General features: G+C 61.6%; 21 protein-coding genes. 12 read left to right on the forward strand and 9 right to left on the reverse strand.

What is annotated here, in order from left to right:
- Positions 1-11 precede the first annotated feature (11 nt).
- From purE to JTP94_RS34455, 5 genes are all read left to right on the forward strand, one after another.
- Positions 12-506: a 5-(carboxyamino)imidazole ribonucleotide mutase gene (gene purE / locus JTP94_RS34435; RefSeq protein ID WP_034505381.1), complete on the forward strand. Its 495-nt coding sequence runs from the start codon at positions 12-14 to the stop codon at positions 504-506.
- A complete protein-coding gene (locus tag JTP94_RS34440; RefSeq protein ID WP_204854800.1) occupies positions 503-1,561 on the forward strand; it encodes a 5-(carboxyamino)imidazole ribonucleotide synthase in 1,059 nt (352 codons plus the stop codon). The genes purE and JTP94_RS34440 overlap by 4 nt, the downstream gene beginning before the upstream one ends.
- A 152-nt stretch (positions 1,562-1,713) precedes the next feature.
- Positions 1,714-1,839, forward strand: coding sequence for a type B 50S ribosomal protein L36 (gene ykgO, locus JTP94_RS34445; RefSeq protein WP_111162638.1), 126 nt, complete (start codon positions 1,714-1,716; stop codon positions 1,837-1,839).
- A 91-nt stretch (positions 1,840-1,930) separates the two neighbouring features.
- Positions 1,931-2,557 carry a hypothetical protein gene (locus JTP94_RS34450; protein ID WP_204854801.1) on the forward strand — a complete coding sequence of 209 codons (627 nt, stop codon included), beginning with the start codon at positions 1,931-1,933 and terminating at the stop codon, positions 2,555-2,557.
- 107 nt (positions 2,558-2,664) lie between these two features.
- Positions 2,665-3,705 carry an alpha/beta fold hydrolase gene (locus tag JTP94_RS34455; protein ID WP_204854802.1) on the forward strand — a complete coding sequence of 347 codons (1,041 nt, stop codon included), beginning with the start codon at positions 2,665-2,667 and terminating at the stop codon, positions 3,703-3,705.
- On the opposite strand, the gene JTP94_RS34460 is transcribed toward JTP94_RS34455, so the two are convergent.
- The gene (locus JTP94_RS34460) at positions 3,671-4,624 is read right to left on the reverse strand and encodes a LysR substrate-binding domain-containing protein (protein WP_204854803.1); all 954 of its coding nucleotides are present in this window, start codon (positions 4,622-4,624) and stop codon (positions 3,671-3,673) included. The two genes, JTP94_RS34455 and JTP94_RS34460, sit on opposite strands and share 35 nt — an antisense overlap.
- Positions 4,625-4,734: 110 nt before the next feature.
- Here JTP94_RS34460 and JTP94_RS34465 point away from each other — a divergent pair, with 110 nt between their 5' ends.
- The 4 genes from JTP94_RS34465 (at position 4,735) to JTP94_RS34480 (ending at position 7,166) form a co-directional block, all read left to right on the forward strand.
- A complete protein-coding gene (locus JTP94_RS34465) occupies positions 4,735-5,127 on the forward strand; it encodes a tautomerase family protein (protein WP_204854804.1) in 393 nt (130 codons plus the stop codon).
- A 5-nt stretch (positions 5,128-5,132) separates the two neighbouring features.
- The gene (locus tag JTP94_RS34470; RefSeq protein ID WP_204854882.1) at positions 5,133-5,528 is read left to right on the forward strand and encodes a cupin domain-containing protein; all 396 of its coding nucleotides are present in this window, start codon (positions 5,133-5,135) and stop codon (positions 5,526-5,528) included.
- A gap of 3 nt (positions 5,529-5,531) precedes the next feature.
- A complete protein-coding gene (locus JTP94_RS34475) occupies positions 5,532-6,104 on the forward strand; it encodes a DUF4865 family protein (protein WP_204854805.1) in 573 nt (190 codons plus the stop codon).
- 90 nt (positions 6,105-6,194) lie between these two features.
- Positions 6,195-7,166 (forward strand): threonine/serine dehydratase, encoded by a 972-nt coding sequence (locus tag JTP94_RS34480; RefSeq protein WP_204854806.1) that lies wholly within the window; start codon positions 6,195-6,197, stop codon positions 7,164-7,166.
- Between the two features lie 83 nt (positions 7,167-7,249).
- Here JTP94_RS34480 and JTP94_RS34485 read toward each other — a convergent pair whose 3' ends face one another.
- From JTP94_RS34485 to JTP94_RS34500, 4 genes are all read right to left on the reverse strand, one after another.
- Positions 7,250-7,885 carry a LysE family translocator gene (locus JTP94_RS34485; RefSeq protein ID WP_204854883.1) on the reverse strand — a complete coding sequence of 212 codons (636 nt, stop codon included), beginning with the start codon at positions 7,883-7,885 and terminating at the stop codon, positions 7,250-7,252.
- A gap of 316 nt (positions 7,886-8,201) precedes the next feature.
- Complete coding sequence (locus JTP94_RS34490; RefSeq protein ID WP_204854807.1) at positions 8,202-9,083, reverse strand: NAD(P)-dependent oxidoreductase; 882 nt, start codon at positions 9,081-9,083, stop codon at positions 8,202-8,204.
- 131 nt (positions 9,084-9,214) lie between these two features.
- Positions 9,215-10,654, reverse strand: coding sequence for a pyruvate kinase (gene pyk / locus JTP94_RS34495; protein ID WP_204854808.1), 1,440 nt, complete (start codon positions 10,652-10,654; stop codon positions 9,215-9,217).
- Complete coding sequence (locus tag JTP94_RS34500; protein ID WP_034505377.1) at positions 10,654-11,142, reverse strand: DUF1036 domain-containing protein; 489 nt, start codon at positions 11,140-11,142, stop codon at positions 10,654-10,656. The genes pyk and JTP94_RS34500 overlap by 1 nt, the downstream gene beginning before the upstream one ends.
- Positions 11,143-11,345: 203 nt before the next feature.
- On the opposite strand from JTP94_RS34500, the gene JTP94_RS34505 reads away from it, so the two are divergent.
- From JTP94_RS34505 to JTP94_RS34515, 3 genes are all read left to right on the forward strand, one after another.
- Positions 11,346-12,140, forward strand: coding sequence for an N-formylglutamate amidohydrolase (locus tag JTP94_RS34505; RefSeq protein WP_204854809.1), 795 nt, complete (start codon positions 11,346-11,348; stop codon positions 12,138-12,140).
- Positions 12,141-12,168: 28 nt separating this feature from the next.
- Positions 12,169-12,474: a DUF1244 domain-containing protein gene (locus JTP94_RS34510; protein WP_204854810.1), complete on the forward strand. Its 306-nt coding sequence runs from the start codon at positions 12,169-12,171 to the stop codon at positions 12,472-12,474.
- Between the two features lie 171 nt (positions 12,475-12,645).
- Positions 12,646-12,897: a DUF2312 domain-containing protein gene (locus JTP94_RS34515; protein WP_015341059.1), complete on the forward strand. Its 252-nt coding sequence runs from the start codon at positions 12,646-12,648 to the stop codon at positions 12,895-12,897.
- An 88-nt stretch (positions 12,898-12,985) separates the two neighbouring features.
- On the opposite strand, the gene JTP94_RS34520 is transcribed toward JTP94_RS34515, so the two are convergent.
- From JTP94_RS34520 to JTP94_RS34535, 4 genes are all read right to left on the reverse strand, one after another.
- Positions 12,986-14,038 carry a nitronate monooxygenase family protein gene (locus JTP94_RS34520; RefSeq protein WP_204854811.1) on the reverse strand — a complete coding sequence of 351 codons (1,053 nt, stop codon included), beginning with the start codon at positions 14,036-14,038 and terminating at the stop codon, positions 12,986-12,988.
- Between the two features lie 66 nt (positions 14,039-14,104).
- Positions 14,105-14,374 carry an NAD(P)-binding domain-containing protein gene (locus JTP94_RS35970; protein WP_312038203.1) on the reverse strand — a complete coding sequence of 90 codons (270 nt, stop codon included), beginning with the start codon at positions 14,372-14,374 and terminating at the stop codon, positions 14,105-14,107.
- A gap of 129 nt (positions 14,375-14,503) precedes the next feature.
- Positions 14,504-15,601 carry a branched-chain amino acid aminotransferase gene (locus JTP94_RS34530; RefSeq protein WP_204854812.1) on the reverse strand — a complete coding sequence of 366 codons (1,098 nt, stop codon included), beginning with the start codon at positions 15,599-15,601 and terminating at the stop codon, positions 14,504-14,506.
- A gap of 191 nt (positions 15,602-15,792) precedes the next feature.
- Complete coding sequence (locus tag JTP94_RS34535) at positions 15,793-17,055, reverse strand: NAD(P)/FAD-dependent oxidoreductase (RefSeq protein ID WP_204854813.1); 1,263 nt, start codon at positions 17,053-17,055, stop codon at positions 15,793-15,795.
- Positions 17,056-17,217: the final 162 nt, after the last annotated feature.

Consider the following 17,217-nt stretch of genomic DNA (forward strand, 5'->3'; position numbering starts at 1 on the left):
AAGCGACGATGATGACCGAAAGACCGCCTGTCGCCATCATCATGGGAAGCCAGTCAGACTGGGAAACCATGAAGAATGCCGCAGACACTCTGGAAGCCTTGGAGATCACCTATGATGCGCGCATCATCTCCGCGCACCGAACGCCGGACAGGCTGGTGAGTTTTGCCAAGGGTGCGAAGGACGAAGGCTTCAAGGTCATCATTGCCGGCGCCGGTGGCGCGGCTCATCTTCCGGGCATGGCCGCTTCGATGACGCCGCTGCCGGTCTTCGGCGTGCCCGTACAGTCACGCGCTTTGTCCGGCCAGGACAGTCTTCTCTCCATCGTACAGATGCCGGCCGGCATTCCCGTTGGAACGCTGGCGATCGGCAAAGCCGGCGCGATCAACGCCGCCTTGCTTGCTGCTGCCGTACTGGCGCTCGGTGACGAAGAGATTGCCGATCGTCTTGATGAATGGCGCGCCCGCCAGAGCGCTGCCGTTGCCGAATATCCGATGGACGACCTATGACCGCAAAGACAATCGGCATCATCGGCGGCGGCCAGCTCGGCCGCATGCTGGCCATGGCGGCAGCACGCCTCAATTTCGCTACCATCATCCTTGAACCGCAGAAGGACTGCCCGGCAGCACAGGTCGCCAGCGACCAGATCGTGGCCGCCTACGACGATCCTGCCGCTCTTGCAGAGCTGGCGAAACGCTGCGACGTCGTGACCTATGAGTTCGAGAACGTTCCGGTCGCCGCCGCTGAGAAGCTCGCAAAAGCCGTCTCCGTCTATCCGCCACCGAAGGCGTTGGAGATGGCGCAGGACAGGTTGACCGAGAAGCAGTTCATCAATGGCTGTGGCATCCCGACCGCCCGCTTCCATGCCATCGACAGCCAGAGTGATCTCGAAGCAGCACTTGCCGATTTTGGCGGCCAGGGCGTGCTGAAAACCCGTCGCCTCGGCTATGATGGCAAAGGACAGCGTGTCTATCGTTCCGTCGCCGACAGTGCCGAAGGCGGCTATGTGGCGCTCGGCAGCGTGCCGCTCATTCTTGAAAGCTTCGTCTCCTTCGAACGGGAGATTTCCATCATCGCCGCACGCGGCATCGATGGCGCGGTCGCCTGTTACGACCCTGCCGAAAACGTCCATCGCGATGGCATCCTCCATACCTCCACGCTGCCATCAGGCATTTCCGACGCGACGGCAGCCGCCGCACGCGAGGCAGCTGAGAAGATTTTGACCGCACTCGGCTATGTCGGCGTTATCGGCATCGAGTTCTTCGCGCTCGCCGACGGCAGCCTCATCGCCAATGAAATGGCACCACGCGTGCACAATTCCGGCCACTGGACGGAGGCCGCCTGCGTCATCTCGCAATTCGAGCAGCACATCCGCGCCGTCACCGGCCTGCCGCTCGGCAACCCCGTCCGCCATTCCGATTGCGTGATGACGAATCTGATCGGCGACGACATCCTTTCGGTCCCCGATTGGCTGCGCCGTGACGATGTGCTAGTGCATCTCTATGGCAAGACCGAGTCGCGTCCCGGCCGCAAAATGGGCCATGTCACGCAGCTTCACCGCTAACAACGCAGGGAAAAAGCCCTGACGTGGTTGACAGGGCCCAGGCGACAAGGTATTTGCTCCCCACCCTAAAGAGCGCGCCCTGAGCGCGCTTTTGATTGTTAAAAGATACGGGCGAATGTGACATTCCCCCTCGAACATCGCGGATCAGAAAAATGAAGATCAAGAATTCGCTCAAGTCGCTCAAGGCGCGCCACCGTGACAACCGTCTGGTCCGCCGCAAGGGCCGAGTCTACATCATCAACAAGCTGAACCCGCGCTACAAGGCTCGTCAGGGCTGATAAAGCGCGCGGCCTGATCCCTATGGATCAGGCGCTCAGTTTTAGTTGATCGCATCAAATTTGTTTTGATCTTCGACATTGGCGGGCTACTATGCCCGCCATGCGCGTTTTTGCTTTGTCATACCTAGCCCTGCCGATCCTCCTTGTTTTGAGTGCTGCGCCACATATGGCGATGGCTGACGGTTCGAGTATCGTCGAAAGGAAGGATCCCGGTGATTCCTCAGGCAGCCTTTCGCCGAAGCAGCGGCTCGACAATCTCTTCACGGCCTTGAAGCGCCAACGCGATCCCGATCAGGCAAGCCTTATTGCAGATCAGATCAATACGGAGCTGAGCGATTCCGGCAGTGCGACGATCAACCTCCTGATGCAATGGGCCGACAAGGCCATTCAGGAAAAGCGCAATGCCGCCGCGATGGACTTCCTCGATCAGGTGATCGCGCTGAAGCCCGACTATGTCGAAGGCTGGAATCGCCGCGCGACGCTCAATTACGCCATCGGCGACTATCGCAAATCGATGGAGGACATCAACCAGGTTCTGCGGATAGAGCCGCGCCATTTCGGCGCGCTGGCGGGCATGGCGGCCATCCTGAGCGAACGTGGCAATGACGAACTGACCCTGAAGGCCTGGGAGCGTTTCCTTGAAATATATCCGGCCAATCGATCCGCGCAGGAACAGGCCGACAAGCTCTCGGAAAAGATCGCCGGCAATCGGACCTGAGGCGCAGGCCGCGGCTCCGCTCGCCGTTGAGATCACGCTTCGAAGGGGGATGAAAAGCCGTGAGACCGCGCTAGTTTAGTTGGTTTCGATATTTGATGCGTGCCGCAATGATCGATTCTCTGTTTGCCATCGTTGCTGTGTTTCTCGTCTTAGGCGCCGGCTTCTCCGCCTACAAGACGCGCGCCATCGAGCGAGCCTATCCCAATATCGGCGAGCTTACGGATGTTGGCGGCTACCGCTTGAATGCCCTGCATCTGCCGCGCCCGGCCACACCGGATCTGCCGCCGCTGGTTTTCATCCATGGCGCCAGCGGAAACTTGCGCGACCAGTTCGAAGCCTTTGCCGCGCCACTCAGCGGCCGTGCCGAAATGCTGTTCGTCGACCGGCCCGGCCACGGCTATTCGGAGCGTGGGACTGCCGAAAACGCCCTGCCCTCCGGCCAGGCCGACGCAATCGCCAGGCTCATGGACAAGCGCGGCATCAAGAGCGCCATCATCATCGGCCATTCCTTCGGCGGCGCGATCGCCGCCGCTTTCGCCATGCGACACCCGCAGAAGACCGAAGGCCTGCTCTTCCTTGCACCCGCGACTCATCCATGGCCAGGCGGCGTCGACTGGTACTATACCCTCGCCACCATGCCCTTCTTAGGCTGGCTCTTCACGCACATGTTCGTCATCCCGATTGGCCTGCGCCGTGTCGAGAACGGCACGCTCAACGTCTTCCACCCGAATGAGCGGCCGGCCGACTATATAGCGAAGACCGCGCCGGAACTGGTGCTGCGGCCGCAAACCTTCCGCAACAACGCAGCCGATGTCGTTAATCTCTTCGGCTATGTCTCCGCCCACGCGTCGCGCTATCGCGAGATCAAGGCACCCACGATCATCATCACCGGCGACAGCGACGATATCGTCCTGGAGAAATTGCATTCGCGGGGCCTCGCGCGCGATATCCCCGGCTCCCAGCTCATCACCATCCGCAATCTCGGCCATAAACCCGATTACGTGACGACTGATGTTGCGATCGCCGCCATGGAGCGGCTGGCAGGGCAGCCCCGCGACCTGCAGAGATTGGCGGCGCAGGCGGAAATCCGCATCGCCCGCCTCAAGAGCAAACCTACGCCACCGTCTCAGGCTGTGACGACATCGTAATCGGCGCATCCGCGAAGGTTCGACCCTGCGGCGTGGCTTCAACCGTTTGCCGCACCGCCTGCAGGATGATCGACGCCAATCGATCCGTCGCCGGGCTTGACTCCGCCTCGGCGCGATGCAGCACGAGATCAAGCTTGGGCAGGAGAGGCAAACCGGCCTCGCCCGGAGGCAGTTGCCTTACCTTGTCAGGCAGGCCGAGCGGCGTGCGTACGGTCAGCCCGAGGCCGGCCGCCGTTGCCGCCCAAAGCCCACCGAGGCTTGGGCTGACAAAGGAAATCCGCCAGCCGATGCCGGCACGATCAAGCATTTTCGTGGCGATGGATCGTAGAAGGCAGGGCGCCTCAAGCGATGCGAGGGGCAAAGGTTCGCCACTGCCGGCATGCCAATGCACGGCACCATGCGCCGGGCCGACCCAGCACATCGGCACCTCGGCAATGCGATCCGAATGAGCGGTGCGAAAGCCGTCGCTCCAGGCAAGCGCCAGATCGAGCTTGCCTGATATCACGCGTTCGACCAGTTCCGCATTACGGACCACCCGTGCCTCGATGCGCACCTTCGGGTGAGCGCGTGCAAAGCGGCCAAGCACATCCGGCAGCAGGGTTTCGCCGAAATCCTCCTGCAGGCCTAGCCGCACCCAGCCCTCCAGTTCAGCGCCGTGGATCGCCGTCGCCGCCTCGTCGTTCAGGTCCAGCAACCGTCGTGCATAGGCAAGCATGGTCTCGCCGGCCTCGGTCAGCGCCAGCCCGCGCCCGGCCTTGCGAAAGATCGGCGTGCCTGTCTGCTCCTCCAGCTTCTTGAGCTGGGCGCTGATCGCCGACGTCGAGCGCCCAAGCCGGTCTGCCGCCTTGGCGAAGCTGCCGAGCTCCATACCCGTGACGAAACTGCGCAGGACGTCGAGGTCGAAGATAATCTTCCGCATGGATAATCGTCCACATTTTTGGGACTATAAGTCCAGAATTATCTGATTTTCAGGATGATTATCCAATGACATTCTATGCTCGTCAAGTGACACAGAAACAGGAGCATCCCATGCCTTTCACCCACATCACCCTCCTCCGCGGCAAGTCGCCCGAATATCTGAAGGCCCTGTCGGACAATTTTCACCGCGCCATGGTTGAAACCTTCGATGTGCCGCCTACAGATCGCTTCCAGGCAATCCATCAGCTGGAGCCGCATGAGCTGATCTTCGACCGGACCTATCTCGTCAGCAGCCAGCGCTCGGACAATTACATCTTTTTCGATATAACCATCGGAAAGCCGCGCAGCACGGAGGTCAAGAAGGCTTTTTATCGCCGGCTCGTCGAACTTCTCAGCGACGCACCGGGTGTTCGCCCCGAGGACGTCATGATTGCCGTGACATCCACGACACGCGAGGATCTGTCCTTTGCCGATGGCATCGCGCAGATGATCGAACAAGTCTGACGATGATGCATCAAACGACATCGCGCCAATCGCCCGCAATCCATCGCGCCGGCACGGCCGTGCAACGCACGCCGGATGGCATCGCCAGCGCTCCCTTCTGGGTGGAAATGCTGGTCGAAAACAGCGAGGACGGCGGCCTGACAGCGATGCGCTGCACGATCGAACCCGGTGTCATGACCCGCTGGCACACCCACCCGCACGGACAGATCCTTTACGTTCTGTCCGGCGTCGGCCTGGCCGAACGCCATGGCGGCCCCGCCGAGGAACTGCGCGCCGGCGATTGCATCACCTTCGCACCGAACGAACGCCATCGGCACGGTGCGGCACCGGAAAGCACCTTCGCCTATATCAGCATACAGGCCGCCCAAAACGGCAGCGCCGTCACCTGGCTGGAGGAATGACTCATGATCGCCATGCAATATAATTTCTCCCTTCCGGCGGATTACGACATGGCGATCATCGATCGCCGCATCCGCGACAAGGGGCCCTTGCTCGACAATCTGCCGGGCCTGAAATTCAAGGCCTATCTCACCGCGAGGAAGGGCGACGCCATAACGGCAAGCCGGGAAAATCTCTATGCGCCCTTCTATGTCTGGCAAGAGGAAGAGGTCCTGAGCGACTTCGTTTGCGGTCCCGGCTTCGTGGCCGTGACCGAGAGTTTCGGCAGGCCACAGGTAAACACCTGGGTCGCCTGGCGCGCCGACACGTCAGCGGATATCCGTAGCGCCCGCCTCGCCACGCGCGAGGTGGTCGCAATCGGAGCGCACGTACCGCTTGCCGAGCTTCGCCAGAAAGAGAGCGATGCGGCCATCACCGCGATATCGAGCGGCAATGCCCTCGCCTCGATCGTCGCCTTCGAGCCGACACATTGGACGCTGGTGCGCTTCCGACTACTGGCTGAGCCGCCGAAGGATGTATCGCGACCTGATGTCCAAGCCTACAATGTCGGCCATCTTTCCCTGCCAAGCGCAAGCTGAAGTGTCATGGAGACAATCTCGCTGTTCCAAAGGGAAGCGGGGAGCTTTATGGATGGATAGCCTTTCTTATAGCAGAAGAGTGATCCCTCCATGGTCGATATTGCAATGATCGAAGCCGCCCGCGTTCGCCTCGGTGGCCGCGCGCGGCGCACACCGCTTCTCTCCTCGCCCTTCCTCGACGAGATCGCCGGACGCCGGTTGTTCGTGAAGGCGGAATGCCTGCAACATTCCGGATCCTTCAAGTTTCGCGGCGGCTGGTCGGCGGTATCTGCACTGGAGCCATCGGTGCGCGCCAGAGGCGTCATCGCCTTTTCATCCGGCAACCATGCCCAGGGCGTGGCGCTGGCCGCACGGCTGCACGGCATTCCCGCCGTCATCGTCATGCCGACGGATGCTCCCAGGCTGAAGATCGCCAATACCCGTGCCTTCGGTGCTGAAGTCGTGCTCTATGATCGGATCAAGGAAGACCGAGACGAGATCGGCGCACGCCTCTCCAAGGAGCGCGGCCTGACACTGATCAAGCCTTTCGACGAACCGCAGGTCATCGCCGGCCAGGGAACGACCGGCCTGGAAATCGCCGAGCAGGCCGCTGAGGAAGGCATCGAGGTCGCGAGCGTGCTCGTCCCCTGCGGCGGCGGCGGTTTGACGTCGGGTATCGCGCTGGCACTCGAATCCAGGGCGCCAAGCTTCAAGGTGCGCCCCTGCGAACCGGAGAATTTCGACGACACCACCCGCTCGCTGGCATCGGGCAAGATCGAGCGCAATGCCGCGCTGCAAGGCTCGATCTGCGACGCCATCATCACGCCGCAGCCGGGCAACATCACCTTCCCGATCCTGAAGCGCCTCTGCGGCCCAGGCCTCGTCGTGACAGATGAAGAGGCTCAGAAAGCCATGGCGCTTGCCTTCACCCGACTGAAGATCGTCGTGGAACCCGGCGGCGCAGTCGCGCTGGCCGCGGCCCTTTTCCATGGCAAGGATATCGACGGCGACACGGTGATCGCAGTCACGTCGGGCGGCAACGTGGATACCGAAGTCTTCGAGGCGGCACTGAGCCGGCACTAACGCAATTCCAGGAAAAGTGCGTGGCGGTTTTCCGTCCGGAATTGCGTGAAAACAACAACACCGAGCGGCTTAGCCGCTCTGTGTCAGTTCACGGCGCGACGATAAAGCGCCAGCGACCCGGCCAAAGCCAGAAGCGCGCCGCCGCAGGCGCGCTCCAGCCATTTTGCTCCCTCAGTCTTCAGGACACGCACGGCTTGCGAGCCGAAGACGGCATAGCCGAACATGATCGCGAAATCTAGCGCGGCGAAGATAGCGCCAAGGATCATATACTGCTGCAGCTGCGGAGCCGACGGATCGATGAATTGCGGCAGGAAGGCCGAGAAGAACAGATAGCCCTTGGGATTGGTCACCGCGACCATGAAGCTCTTCATGCCGATGGAAAACGCGGTTCCCTTCGGCTGCTCCGCGCCGTTCTGCAACATGCCGTCGATCGTTCCTTTCGAACGCAGCATCATGATGCCGAGAAAGGCGAGATAGGCCGCGCCGACCCATTTCAGCGCCGAGAACCAGAATTCCGAGGCTGCGAGCAATGCGCCGAGGCCAATGGTGACAGCGCTGATCAGAACCGCGTCCGAAAGCACGGCACCGAACATGCCCGGCAAGGCGCGCCGCACACCGAAGCGCGAGCCGTTGGTCAGCGCCAGAAGCACGGTCGGCCCCGGTGTCGCGATACCGATGAACGAGACGGCGGCGAAGGCAAGCAGCGTGGTGAGATGCATGGTTTCCTCCTCTTCAGGCAGCGAAACTTGCATGTGGCACTGCGCTTAGCAAGTGCCTGCTTGATGTAGGCTTCCAGCATGCCGCACCTCTGATACCCCCCTCTGTCACTTCGTGACATCTCCCCCACAAGGGGGGAGATCATAGGGAGCTTGCTGCCCGTTCTTTTCAAACCGACAGACTGCAGTTACTGCGGATCCGATATTGGTTGGAGGCGGGTCGGTGCCGCGAGCCACCAAACTCCCCCCATGTGGGGGAGATGTCACGAAGTGACAGAGGGGGGTATCTCTCCACAAACTCGGTCGCCAATGATCATAACTACTCCACCAATCCCGCATCCTTGGCAGCCAGCGCGCCGATTGCCGACCAATCGAGCTCCTCGCCGCCATGGGCAAGCAAGGTCAGGAACCGGTCGCGCAGCAGGCTTGCAAGCGGCAACGGCACATTCAGCGCCTCGCCAGCGGCCAGTGCCAGCCGGATATCCTTCTGGCCAAGCGGCGCGGTGAAGCCGGCGGGCTTGAACTTACGATCGGCGATCAGCCCGCCATAAGTCTTGTAGACAGGCGCGTTGAACAGCGTCGACGTTAGCAGATCGAGATAGGCATGCCTGTCGACACCACCCTTCTCGACTAGCGCCATGGCCTCCCCAAGCGACTCGATGACCGAGGCGATGAGGAAATTGCCGCTGAGCTTGACGAGATTGGCAGCCTTCGGCTCTTCGCCGAGAACGAAGGTGCGCTGGCCGATGGCGTCGAAAAGCGGCGTGACCGCCTCTATGGCATCAGGTGAGCCGGCGGCGGCAACAAACAATTTCGCCGCGGCGGCGGCTTCCGGCCGGCCGAAGACCGGCGCCGCAACGAAGCGCTGGCCTGCTGCGGCATGTTCCCTAGTCAGCCGTTCGGACATGGCGACGCTGATCGTGCTTGCGGAGATATGGACGGCTCCCTTGCCTAGGCTCGCGAGAACGCCGCCATCGCCGTGAACGACGGCCGAGAGCGCGTCGTCATGGGCGAGCATGGTGAACACCGCTTCGCCACCGCAGGCATCCGCGACTGTCGCGGCGACTTTCGCGCCCTGACCGGCCAACGCTTCCGCCTTGTCCCTGGAGCGATTGTAGACCGTCACCTCATGTCCGGCCTTCAGGAGATTGGCCGCCATGGCGCTGCCCATCTGTCCCAATCCGATAAATCCGACCTTCATTGGCATATCTCCTTCTCAATCCGCCTGCTTCGACGTTCGGCCGCAGGCGCTTCGCCTTCAAGAAAAAACCCGCCATCTTGCGACAGCGGGTTTCGGATGTTTCAGGTGCCGCCGTAATCGGATGCCAGCGATCACACGCCGGACTGGCCGTCCGAACCGATATAGGCAATGCGCAGCATGTTGGTGGCGCCGGGCGTGCCGAGTGGTACGCCGGCCGAAATGATGATGCGGTCGCCAGGCTTGCCGAAGCCTTCTTCGGCAACGATGCGGCAGGCATTGTTGACCATATCGTCGAGATCGGTCGCATCATGGGTGACGACGCAGTGCATGCCCCAGACCACCGAAAGGCGGCGGGCCGTCTGAATGATCGGCGACAGCGCCAGGATCGGAACCTGCGGGCGCTCGCGCGAGGTGCGCAGGCCGGTGGTGCCCGACGACGTGTAACAGACGATCGCTGCAAGCTTCAGCGTTTCGGCGATCTGGCGGGCGGCGAGCGAGATCGCATCGGCGCCAGTCGCTTCCGGCTGGGCGCGCTGGGCGTAGATGATACCCGGATAATGCGGTTCGCGCTCGATGGTGCGGGCGATGGAGGCCATCGTCGACACGGCTTCGACAGGATAATCGCCGGATGCGGATTCGGCCGAGAGCATGACGGCATCGGCACCTTCGAAGACGGCCGTTGCAACGTCGGAAACTTCGGCGCGGGTCGGAACCGGCGAGGAGATCATGGATTCCAGCATCTGCGTCGCGACGACCACGGGCTTGCCGGAGCGTCGGCAGGCGCGGATCAGCTGCTTCTGGATGCCGGGAACGGCTTCGAGCGGCATTTCGACGCCAAGGTCGCCGCGTGCCACCATCAGTGCGTCCGAAAGCTCGATGATTTCCTCGATGCGCTCGACAGCCTGCGGCTTTTCGATCTTCGACATCAGGCCGACGCGGCCATGCGAGATCTTGCGCACTTCCGTCAGGTCTTCCGGGCGCTGGATGAACGACAGCGCAACCCAGTCGATTTCGTTGGTGGCGAGAACGGCATCGAGATCGATGCGGTCCTTTTCGGTCAAAGCGCCGACGCCGAGCAGCGTATCGGGCAGGCTGACGCCCTTGCGGTCGGAAATCTTCGTGCCGGAAATGACCGTCGTGACGATGCTCTTGCCGTCGCATTTTTCAGCGCGCAGGGCCAGCTTGCCGTCGTCGATCAGCAGACGATGACCGGGCTGCACCGATTCCAGGATTTCCGGATGCGGCAGGAACACGCGAGTATCGTCGCCGGGCGCATCCTGATTGTCGAGCGTGAAGGTCTGGCCGGGCTTGAGGTCGACCTTGCCTTCGGCAAACTTGCCGACGCGCAGCTTGGGACCCTGCAAGTCAGCGAGAATGCCGATCGGACGGCCGCAACGGCTCTCGACGGCGCGAATGCGCTGGATCAGCGTGCGCATCAGATCATGGCTCGCATGGCTCATGTTGATACGGAATAGATCTGCGCCTGCCTCATGAAGCTTCTGGATCATCTCCTCGGAAGAAGAGGCCGGACCGAGCGTGGCGAGGATTTTGACTTTTCGGTTGCGTCTCATCAGTTCTGGCTTTCTTGGCTGCCCGGGGGCTCGGAGAGCTGAACCATCCAGCTCGCCTGGCGTCCCGTGTCGTATTCCTTGAATCCCATCTTCTGGTAGCCACGAGCGTAGCAGTCCTTAACACCTGGGATTTTAAATTCATTTTCCGCTACGCACATTTCGACGTCGCCCACCCAGCGACCGCCGCGAGCCGCGTCTTCTGCGTAGAGGTAATAATAGCGGGATTGAAGCGGTCCTTCGACCAGGGTGGCGCAGGTGGTCGCCGGAACCTGCCACCATCCCTCGGTCACCCAGCCTTCCTTTGCGCGATAGCCGATCGCCACACCGACAAGATTCTGCGTACCGTTACAAACACGGAAGTCTGCATGAGCCGCACTCGGCATAAAGAAAAACGGCGCGGCGACGGCAAGGATGAGAAACGCGATTCGGGCGAGCGGCCCTGACCGCTTAACGAAACTTGGCGCGACTTGGCTGGACACGGCTTCCAATTGGCTCCCGGTTATTCGTTGTTGCGTCTTCTTGCGCCGCCATCCCATGAATGTCAACGCAACTCTAATCGATTATATTTTCTTCACGGCATGGTGACGGCGCCATGCGCCGCTGTTCATTCGATCGATGCCGCGAACCTTGCACCTTCCATCCGCGCATGCAATCAAACAAAGAGTTGAAAATATAATAAACGACAATCTTCATGACCGATTTCAAGTCTTTTGAATTCATATCCGGCAATCGTGACAAAGGCATGGTCATTCTCGGCGATCATGCCATGCGGCATCTGCCCACGCGCTACGGCCGCCTGGGATTGCCGGAAACCGCCTTTTCCCGGCACATAGCCTATGACATCGGCATCGAGGGTCTTTGCCGTCATCTTTGTCAAAGACTGGGAGTGCCAGGCGTCCTCGGCGGCTTTTCCCGCCTGCTGATCGATCCGAACCGCGGCGAGGACGACCCGACCCTGATCATGAAAATCTCCGACGGCGCGATCATTCCAGGCAACCACCCGATCACGGATGAGGAATGGAATTACCGCATCGAGGCGTTCCACCGGCCCTATCACCGCGCGGTCGACGAGACCATCGCGTCAGTGGCGGAGGCGACGGGCAAGGCGCCGCTGGTGCTGTCGATGCACTCCTTCACGCCGGCCTGGAAGGGTGTTGCGAGACCCTGGCATGCGAGCGTGCTCTGGGACAGCGACGAGCGCGCCGTCACCCCGCTTCTTGCAAAGCTCGGCGCCGATACCGATCTCATCATCGGCGACAATGAGCCTTACGACGGCGCATTGCGGAACGACACCATGTTCCGCCATTGCATGATGACGGGCATACCGCATGCTTTGCTGGAGGTCCGCCAGGATCTGATCGGCGACGAGGCCGGCATTATCGAATGGGCCGATCGGCTGTCACGGATCTTTGCCGACATGAATGCCGATCCGGCGCTGCACGAATACAAGCGATATCCATCGCGCACCGGTCCTTACGAGGCATGACGCGGCGAGCAAATCGAGGAGAAATGAGATGAGCGCACTTACCAAGGAACAGCAGACAGAGCTGGAAGCAGCCGCCTTTCGCCGCCTCGTGGCGCACTTACGCGAACGCAGCGACGTTCAGAACATCGACCTGATGAATCTCGCCGGTTTCTGCCGCAACTGCCTCTCCAACTGGTACCGCGAAGCGGCCGAAGAATCGAGCCTGCCCGTCAGCAAGGACGAGTCGCGCGAGATGGTCTACGGCATGCCTTATGAGGACTGGAAAAAGCTGCATCAAAACGAAGCCTCGGCTGTGCAAAAAGCCGCTTTTGAGCAGAACAAGCCGAAAGAATAACGCCGCTTTGGCCAAGACGGCTTGACCTTCAGCTCCATTCGCGGCAGTTCAACTGCCCTATCGAATTCGAAATCCCGCGCAAGCCCTGAAGCGAAGTGCCGTATCGGTGACCCACCGATCCCATTCGCGACCGGCTTCAAGCGACCCTTTAGGACCCTTTAGGAGAAGTGCATGGAAGAGAACAGCGTCGAGAACGTGGCCGCGGCGGAACTGCGTCAATTCATCGAACGGATCGAACGCCTGGAAGAAGAAAAGGCCGCGATCGGCAGCGACATCAAGGATGTGATGGGCGAAGCCAAGGGACGCGGCTACGACACCAAGGCGATCCGCACCATCATCCGCCTTCGCAAGAAGGACGCGAATGAGCGGCTGGAGGAAGAATCGATCCTGCAGACCTACATGGCCGCGCTCGGCATGGAATGATCAGGGCTAGCTTCAGCCTGGTGATATGATTTGGAGCCGGCTTGCCGGCTCCAATGCTTTTTAGGCACACAGATCGCGGAATACGGCATCACTGCTCGAAAAGACGGTCAATCAACGCGGCAGCGCTTCCCTGCCAAAGCTCGCCCTTGCCGGTTCCGGCCCAGAGAGACAGGAAGTCGGCCGATCCTTTCGCCGTCGATGCGCCCCGAATATCCCGCGTGAATTTGTTCTGCGCCGGAAAGGGGAGAATGGCTGCGCCCTTCGTCTCCATTTCATCCATGAAGCGGTTTTCGATGCCGCGGGCAAAACGGCCCGAAAAGGCGCGTGTCGTCCGCGTCCTGCGCTCCGGGGTTTCCAGAAGCCTGGCCCGGTAGGGCGCCGATGTTCCGGCTTCCGTACAAGCAAGGAAGGCCGTACCCATCTGCACCGCTTGCGCCCCCGCCTGCAGGGCCACGCGGATATCGCCCGCCGTCATGATGCCGCCGGCTGCGATCAGCGGTACACCGATCTTTCCGACGCTCCGCGCCAGAAGGTCGCGAAGGCCGATTTCCGGGTCCGGAGCATGGGCATCGAAAATGCCCCGATGTCCACCGGCCTCGAAGCCCTGCAGCGTGATCGCGTCGACGCCGCTGTCTTCGAGCGTCCTCGCCTCCTCAAGCGTCGTCGCAGTGCCAATCAGCGGAATCCCGGCCTTCCTTGCCTCACGGACATAATCGGCAGACAGCAATCCGAAGACGAAGCTGAAGCATGCGGGCTTCACCCGCAGCACAGCGTCGAACTGCGCATCGAAATCCTCTTCGTAAGGGGCGCTAAGCTGCGGCGCCAGCAGCCCCAGCTCCGCGCGATAGTGCGCCGTCGCCTCCGCCGCACGTTCGACCTGAGCCACGCCGACTTCGGGTATTGAATGAGGAATGAACAAATTGATCGCGAACGGCTTTTCAGTCCGCTGGCGCACCTGAGCGGCAAATGCCTCGATCGCCGCGGCATTGTAATAAGCGCCTCCCATGGCCCCAAGCGCGCCCGCAGCGGAAGCCGCCGCGACGAGCTCCGGCGACGAAGGACCGCCAGCCATCGGCGCGACGATCAGCGGATGCTTCAATCCGAGTTTGTGAAAAAGATTGCTGTCCGTAGGGGCAGACATGTCCATCTTCCTTTCAGCTATGCCCGTTTAGGTCTCAATCCAAGATAGGCATCGCGCGGCGGTTTGTTAGGAGCGGCCAAGCGCCGCGGTGCGGGCTTCGATGGCCTCGAGCACGGACATCATATCGAGCCGGCCGTTGCCCAGCTCGACACTTGCCGCCACAGCCGCGCCTGCTGCCCGCAGCGGATCGGGCGCCGCCGGCGAGCGGTTCCACACGACGAGCCTCGTCCCGGCCCTTGTGAGATTGAGTGCCATCGGCTGGCCCATGACGCCGAGACCGACAAATCCGATCTCCTCGCCCGGCTCGGCGCCGGGACGCTCGCTTGCGTTGGTCACCGTAACGACTCCGATGTTTCGGGTGACTATGCGATCTCACATGTCAGGGCTCGGCGGGATTTCTTCTCCCGCCGAGTGTCGATCCACGGCCTGCTCAGGGCTTGGCGCGGATCACGCGACTGCTCCAGCTTAGAACAGCCGGTCCAGCCACTCGTGCTTGTCCGCCGCCCGGCCGAACTGGATGTCCGTCAGCGCCGCCTTGAGACGGCCCGTTACCGGGCCGGCATTGCCGTCGCCGATCGTGAAGCCGTACTTGCTGCCCTTCACCTTGCCGATCGGTGTGACCACGGCCGCAGTGCCGCAGGCAAAGGCTTCGCGCAGGCGTCCGCTCTTAGCATCCGCTTGCCACTGGTCGATGGAATAAGGTTCCTCGCGGACGACGAGACCCATGTCGCGCGCCAGCGTGATCAGCGAGTCGCGCGTGATACCAGGCAGGATCGTGCCGGTCAGCGGCGGCGTCTGCAGCGAACCGTCGTCGAAGACGAAGAAGACGTTCATGCCGCCGAGTTCCTCAACCCAGCGCCGCTCTACGGCATCGAGGAAGACGACCTGCTCGCAGCCTTCCCGCTGGCCTTCCGCGAGTGCGGAAAGGCTCGCAGCGTAATTTCCGCCGCACTTGGCGGCACCGGTGCCGCCGGGAGCCGCGCGTGTGAAATGTTCGGAAACCCAGAGCGAAACAGCCGATGCGCCGCTCTTGAAATAAGAGGCGACCGGGGAGGCAATGACGCAATAGAGATAGTCGGTCGCGGGCCTTGTTCCGAGCGCGGCTTCCGAGCCGATCATGAACGGCCGGAGATAAAGCGACGCACCCTCCGCGGTTGGGATCCACTCGCGGTCGATCCGCACCAGTTCCCGGACGGATTCGACGAACAGATCCTCGGGCAAGGTCGGCATGGCCAGCCGCTCGGCCGAATTGTGGAAGCGTCGTGCGTTGGCGCCGGGGCGGAAAAGCGCAGCCCCACCGTCGGGCAGATGGTAGGCCTTCATGCCTTCGAAGATTTCCTGCGCATAGTGAAGCACCACGGTCGCCGGATCGAGAGCCAGCGCCTTGCGCGGCTCGATCTTGCTGCCATGCCAGCCGCGATCCTGCGAATAGCGGATCGTCACCATGTGATCGGTGAATATGCGTCCGAAGCCCGGGTTCTGCAGCAGGGCTTCCCGCTCGCTCGCCGTAGCGGGGCTTGGATTTTTCTGAATGTCGAACGTTAATACGTCGCCGTTACTCATGGCTCCTCCAATGCTTCATTTATCGCGGCTTTCGCCGCCCATCTCCCGAAAGAAAATTTAAACCAAATCGGGTGGTATTTGATTGCGTTTACGCCTGTTGCTGCGCAAGTTTAAGAGCTCCTTGCGCAAATTCGTGAGACGAATTGCCATTTCTTGCCCGAAATATGTCACGCCCTTGCATAGAGCTTGCATCACAACGCTTTTGCAACGGCTTCGGCCGCGACAACTCCGCTTTCGTAAGCACCATGCGCCGTCGAGTATCGTGCCTGCGAGCAGGCCTCTCCGGCGAAGAATAAGCGATCATTGCAGGGCGCCGCCAGTACCCCGCGCAGGTCCGAGGCGCCGGGGGTCGCATAGGAATAGGACCCGCCAACAAAAGGCTCGCTCGCCCAGGCGGACATGGCCAGAGGCGATAATTTCGCCCCGACATCAGCGCCGAAAACACGCTTCAGCTGCTCCACCGCGAAAGCGAACGTTGCTTCCACGCCCTGTCGTTCGAGATCAAGCGCGAGATCGGCGGCGAAATAGGCCTCGATGACAGGCGCGCCGAACGGCCTCAGCTGATAGGCGCCCGTCCGGCCGCTATGCCGCGACCCCATGACATGCGTCTCCTCCGGAAACATGCCAGGCTCGGACACGTGAATGAAAAGCTTGTTTGCCAATCCGAGAGGCAGACGCGAGGCCGCCTCGATCTTCTCCGGCAGCGGCGGCCAGAAGGCTATTCGCTCGGCGGCAAGCACATTGGTGGAGACAGCCACGATAACGGCCTTCGCCTTCAGCTCGCCCTTGCCCGTCGACAGCACGATATGGCCGGCGCCGGTGTGGTCGATACGGCTGACTTCCACCCCGACAACGGTTGGCACCGGCAAACCATAGGTGGCCACCAGCGTGCCGTAGCCCTGCCGGACACGCCAGTCGGGGCCGGGACCGGGATCGTAGCGACCGAGATCGATCACCGACGATTTGTGCAGTTCCGCCCCGGTCATGAATGCGGCGACCGCATGAATCCGCTCGCTCCAGGGATCGTCAGGCGCCCACATGGTCGACAGATCGGCGTCGTCATCTCCTTCGTAGGCATTTACCCGCTCGAAGAATTCGGCCACGGCGTCTGCCGCGGCCTTCGTCTCGGGATCGTTCCTTTCCAGCCGTCGGCTACCATCGCTCCAGGGTGCGGGCGTGCGATCGACCGTAAGGCCGATCTCCTCGGTAATCTTTGTCCAAGGGTTGGTGCGCGCGCCATGCAACCAGCCGCAGCCGAGATCGAGCCCTGCGCCATCAGCGCCAAAGGGATGGATCGTTCGCGCGCGACCGCCGACACGATCGGACGCTTCGAGCAGCACGACCGAAAGGTCGGGGCGAAGCGATTGCAGCCGCCGGGCAGCTCCGACGCCGGCGGCGCCTGCGCCTATGACGGCAACGTCGACATGGCCGCCTTTCCAGGGTTCGATGGGCATTCCATTTCCTTTTCGCACAAACGCCTGAAGGCGAACCAGCCACAGGGCGATGAACGACATAGAGCCTCGCCGTTTAGTCGGCTCCAGACTTTCCGAACGATCTGTAGCTGACCTTCGCGCGGCATGTAAACGGGGCCAAGCGCGACGGATACCAAATTGCCG

This window comes from Martinezella lusitana (assembly GCF_016901135.1).
Taxonomy (GTDB): Bacteria; Pseudomonadota; Alphaproteobacteria; order Rhizobiales; family Rhizobiaceae; genus Rhizobium; species Rhizobium lusitanum_D.

Coding starts and splice junctions, on each gene's coding strand:
- ykgO (WP_111162638.1), top strand. CDS start 1,714: ATGAAGATCAAGAATTCGCTCAAGTCGCTCAAGGCGCGCCACCGTGAC.
- JTP94_RS34480 (WP_204854806.1), top strand. CDS start 6,195: ATGGTCGATATTGCAATGATCGAAGCCGCCCGCGTTCGCCTCGGTGGC.
- JTP94_RS34510 (WP_204854810.1), top strand. CDS start 12,169: ATGAGCGCACTTACCAAGGAACAGCAGACAGAGCTGGAAGCAGCCGCC.
- JTP94_RS34515 (WP_015341059.1), top strand. CDS start 12,646: ATGGAAGAGAACAGCGTCGAGAACGTGGCCGCGGCGGAACTGCGTCAA.
- JTP94_RS34530 (WP_204854812.1), bottom strand. CDS start 15,601: ATGAGTAACGGCGACGTATTAACGTTCGACATTCAGAAAAATCCAAGC.
- JTP94_RS34535 (WP_204854813.1), bottom strand. CDS start 17,055: ATGCCCATCGAACCCTGGAAAGGCGGCCATGTCGACGTTGCCGTCATA.
- JTP94_RS34475 (WP_204854805.1), top strand. CDS start 5,532: ATGATCGCCATGCAATATAATTTCTCCCTTCCGGCGGATTACGACATG.
- JTP94_RS34460 (WP_204854803.1), bottom strand. CDS start 4,624: ATGCGGAAGATTATCTTCGACCTCGACGTCCTGCGCAGTTTCGTCACG.
- purE (WP_034505381.1), top strand. CDS start 12: ATGACCGAAAGACCGCCTGTCGCCATCATCATGGGAAGCCAGTCAGAC.
- JTP94_RS34440 (WP_204854800.1), top strand. CDS start 503: ATGACCGCAAAGACAATCGGCATCATCGGCGGCGGCCAGCTCGGCCGC.
- JTP94_RS34485 (WP_204854883.1), bottom strand. CDS start 7,885: ATGCATCTCACCACGCTGCTTGCCTTCGCCGCCGTCTCGTTCATCGGT.
- JTP94_RS34470 (WP_204854882.1), top strand. CDS start 5,133: ATGCATCAAACGACATCGCGCCAATCGCCCGCAATCCATCGCGCCGGC.
- JTP94_RS34490 (WP_204854807.1), bottom strand. CDS start 9,083: ATGAAGGTCGGATTTATCGGATTGGGACAGATGGGCAGCGCCATGGCG.
- JTP94_RS34455 (WP_204854802.1), top strand. CDS start 2,665: ATGATCGATTCTCTGTTTGCCATCGTTGCTGTGTTTCTCGTCTTAGGC.
- JTP94_RS34450 (WP_204854801.1), top strand. CDS start 1,931: ATGCCCGCCATGCGCGTTTTTGCTTTGTCATACCTAGCCCTGCCGATC.
- JTP94_RS34505 (WP_204854809.1), top strand. CDS start 11,346: ATGACCGATTTCAAGTCTTTTGAATTCATATCCGGCAATCGTGACAAA.
- pyk (WP_204854808.1), bottom strand. CDS start 10,654: ATGAGACGCAACCGAAAAGTCAAAATCCTCGCCACGCTCGGTCCGGCC.
- JTP94_RS34465 (WP_204854804.1), top strand. CDS start 4,735: ATGCCTTTCACCCACATCACCCTCCTCCGCGGCAAGTCGCCCGAATAT.
- JTP94_RS34520 (WP_204854811.1), bottom strand. CDS start 14,038: ATGTCTGCCCCTACGGACAGCAATCTTTTTCACAAACTCGGATTGAAG.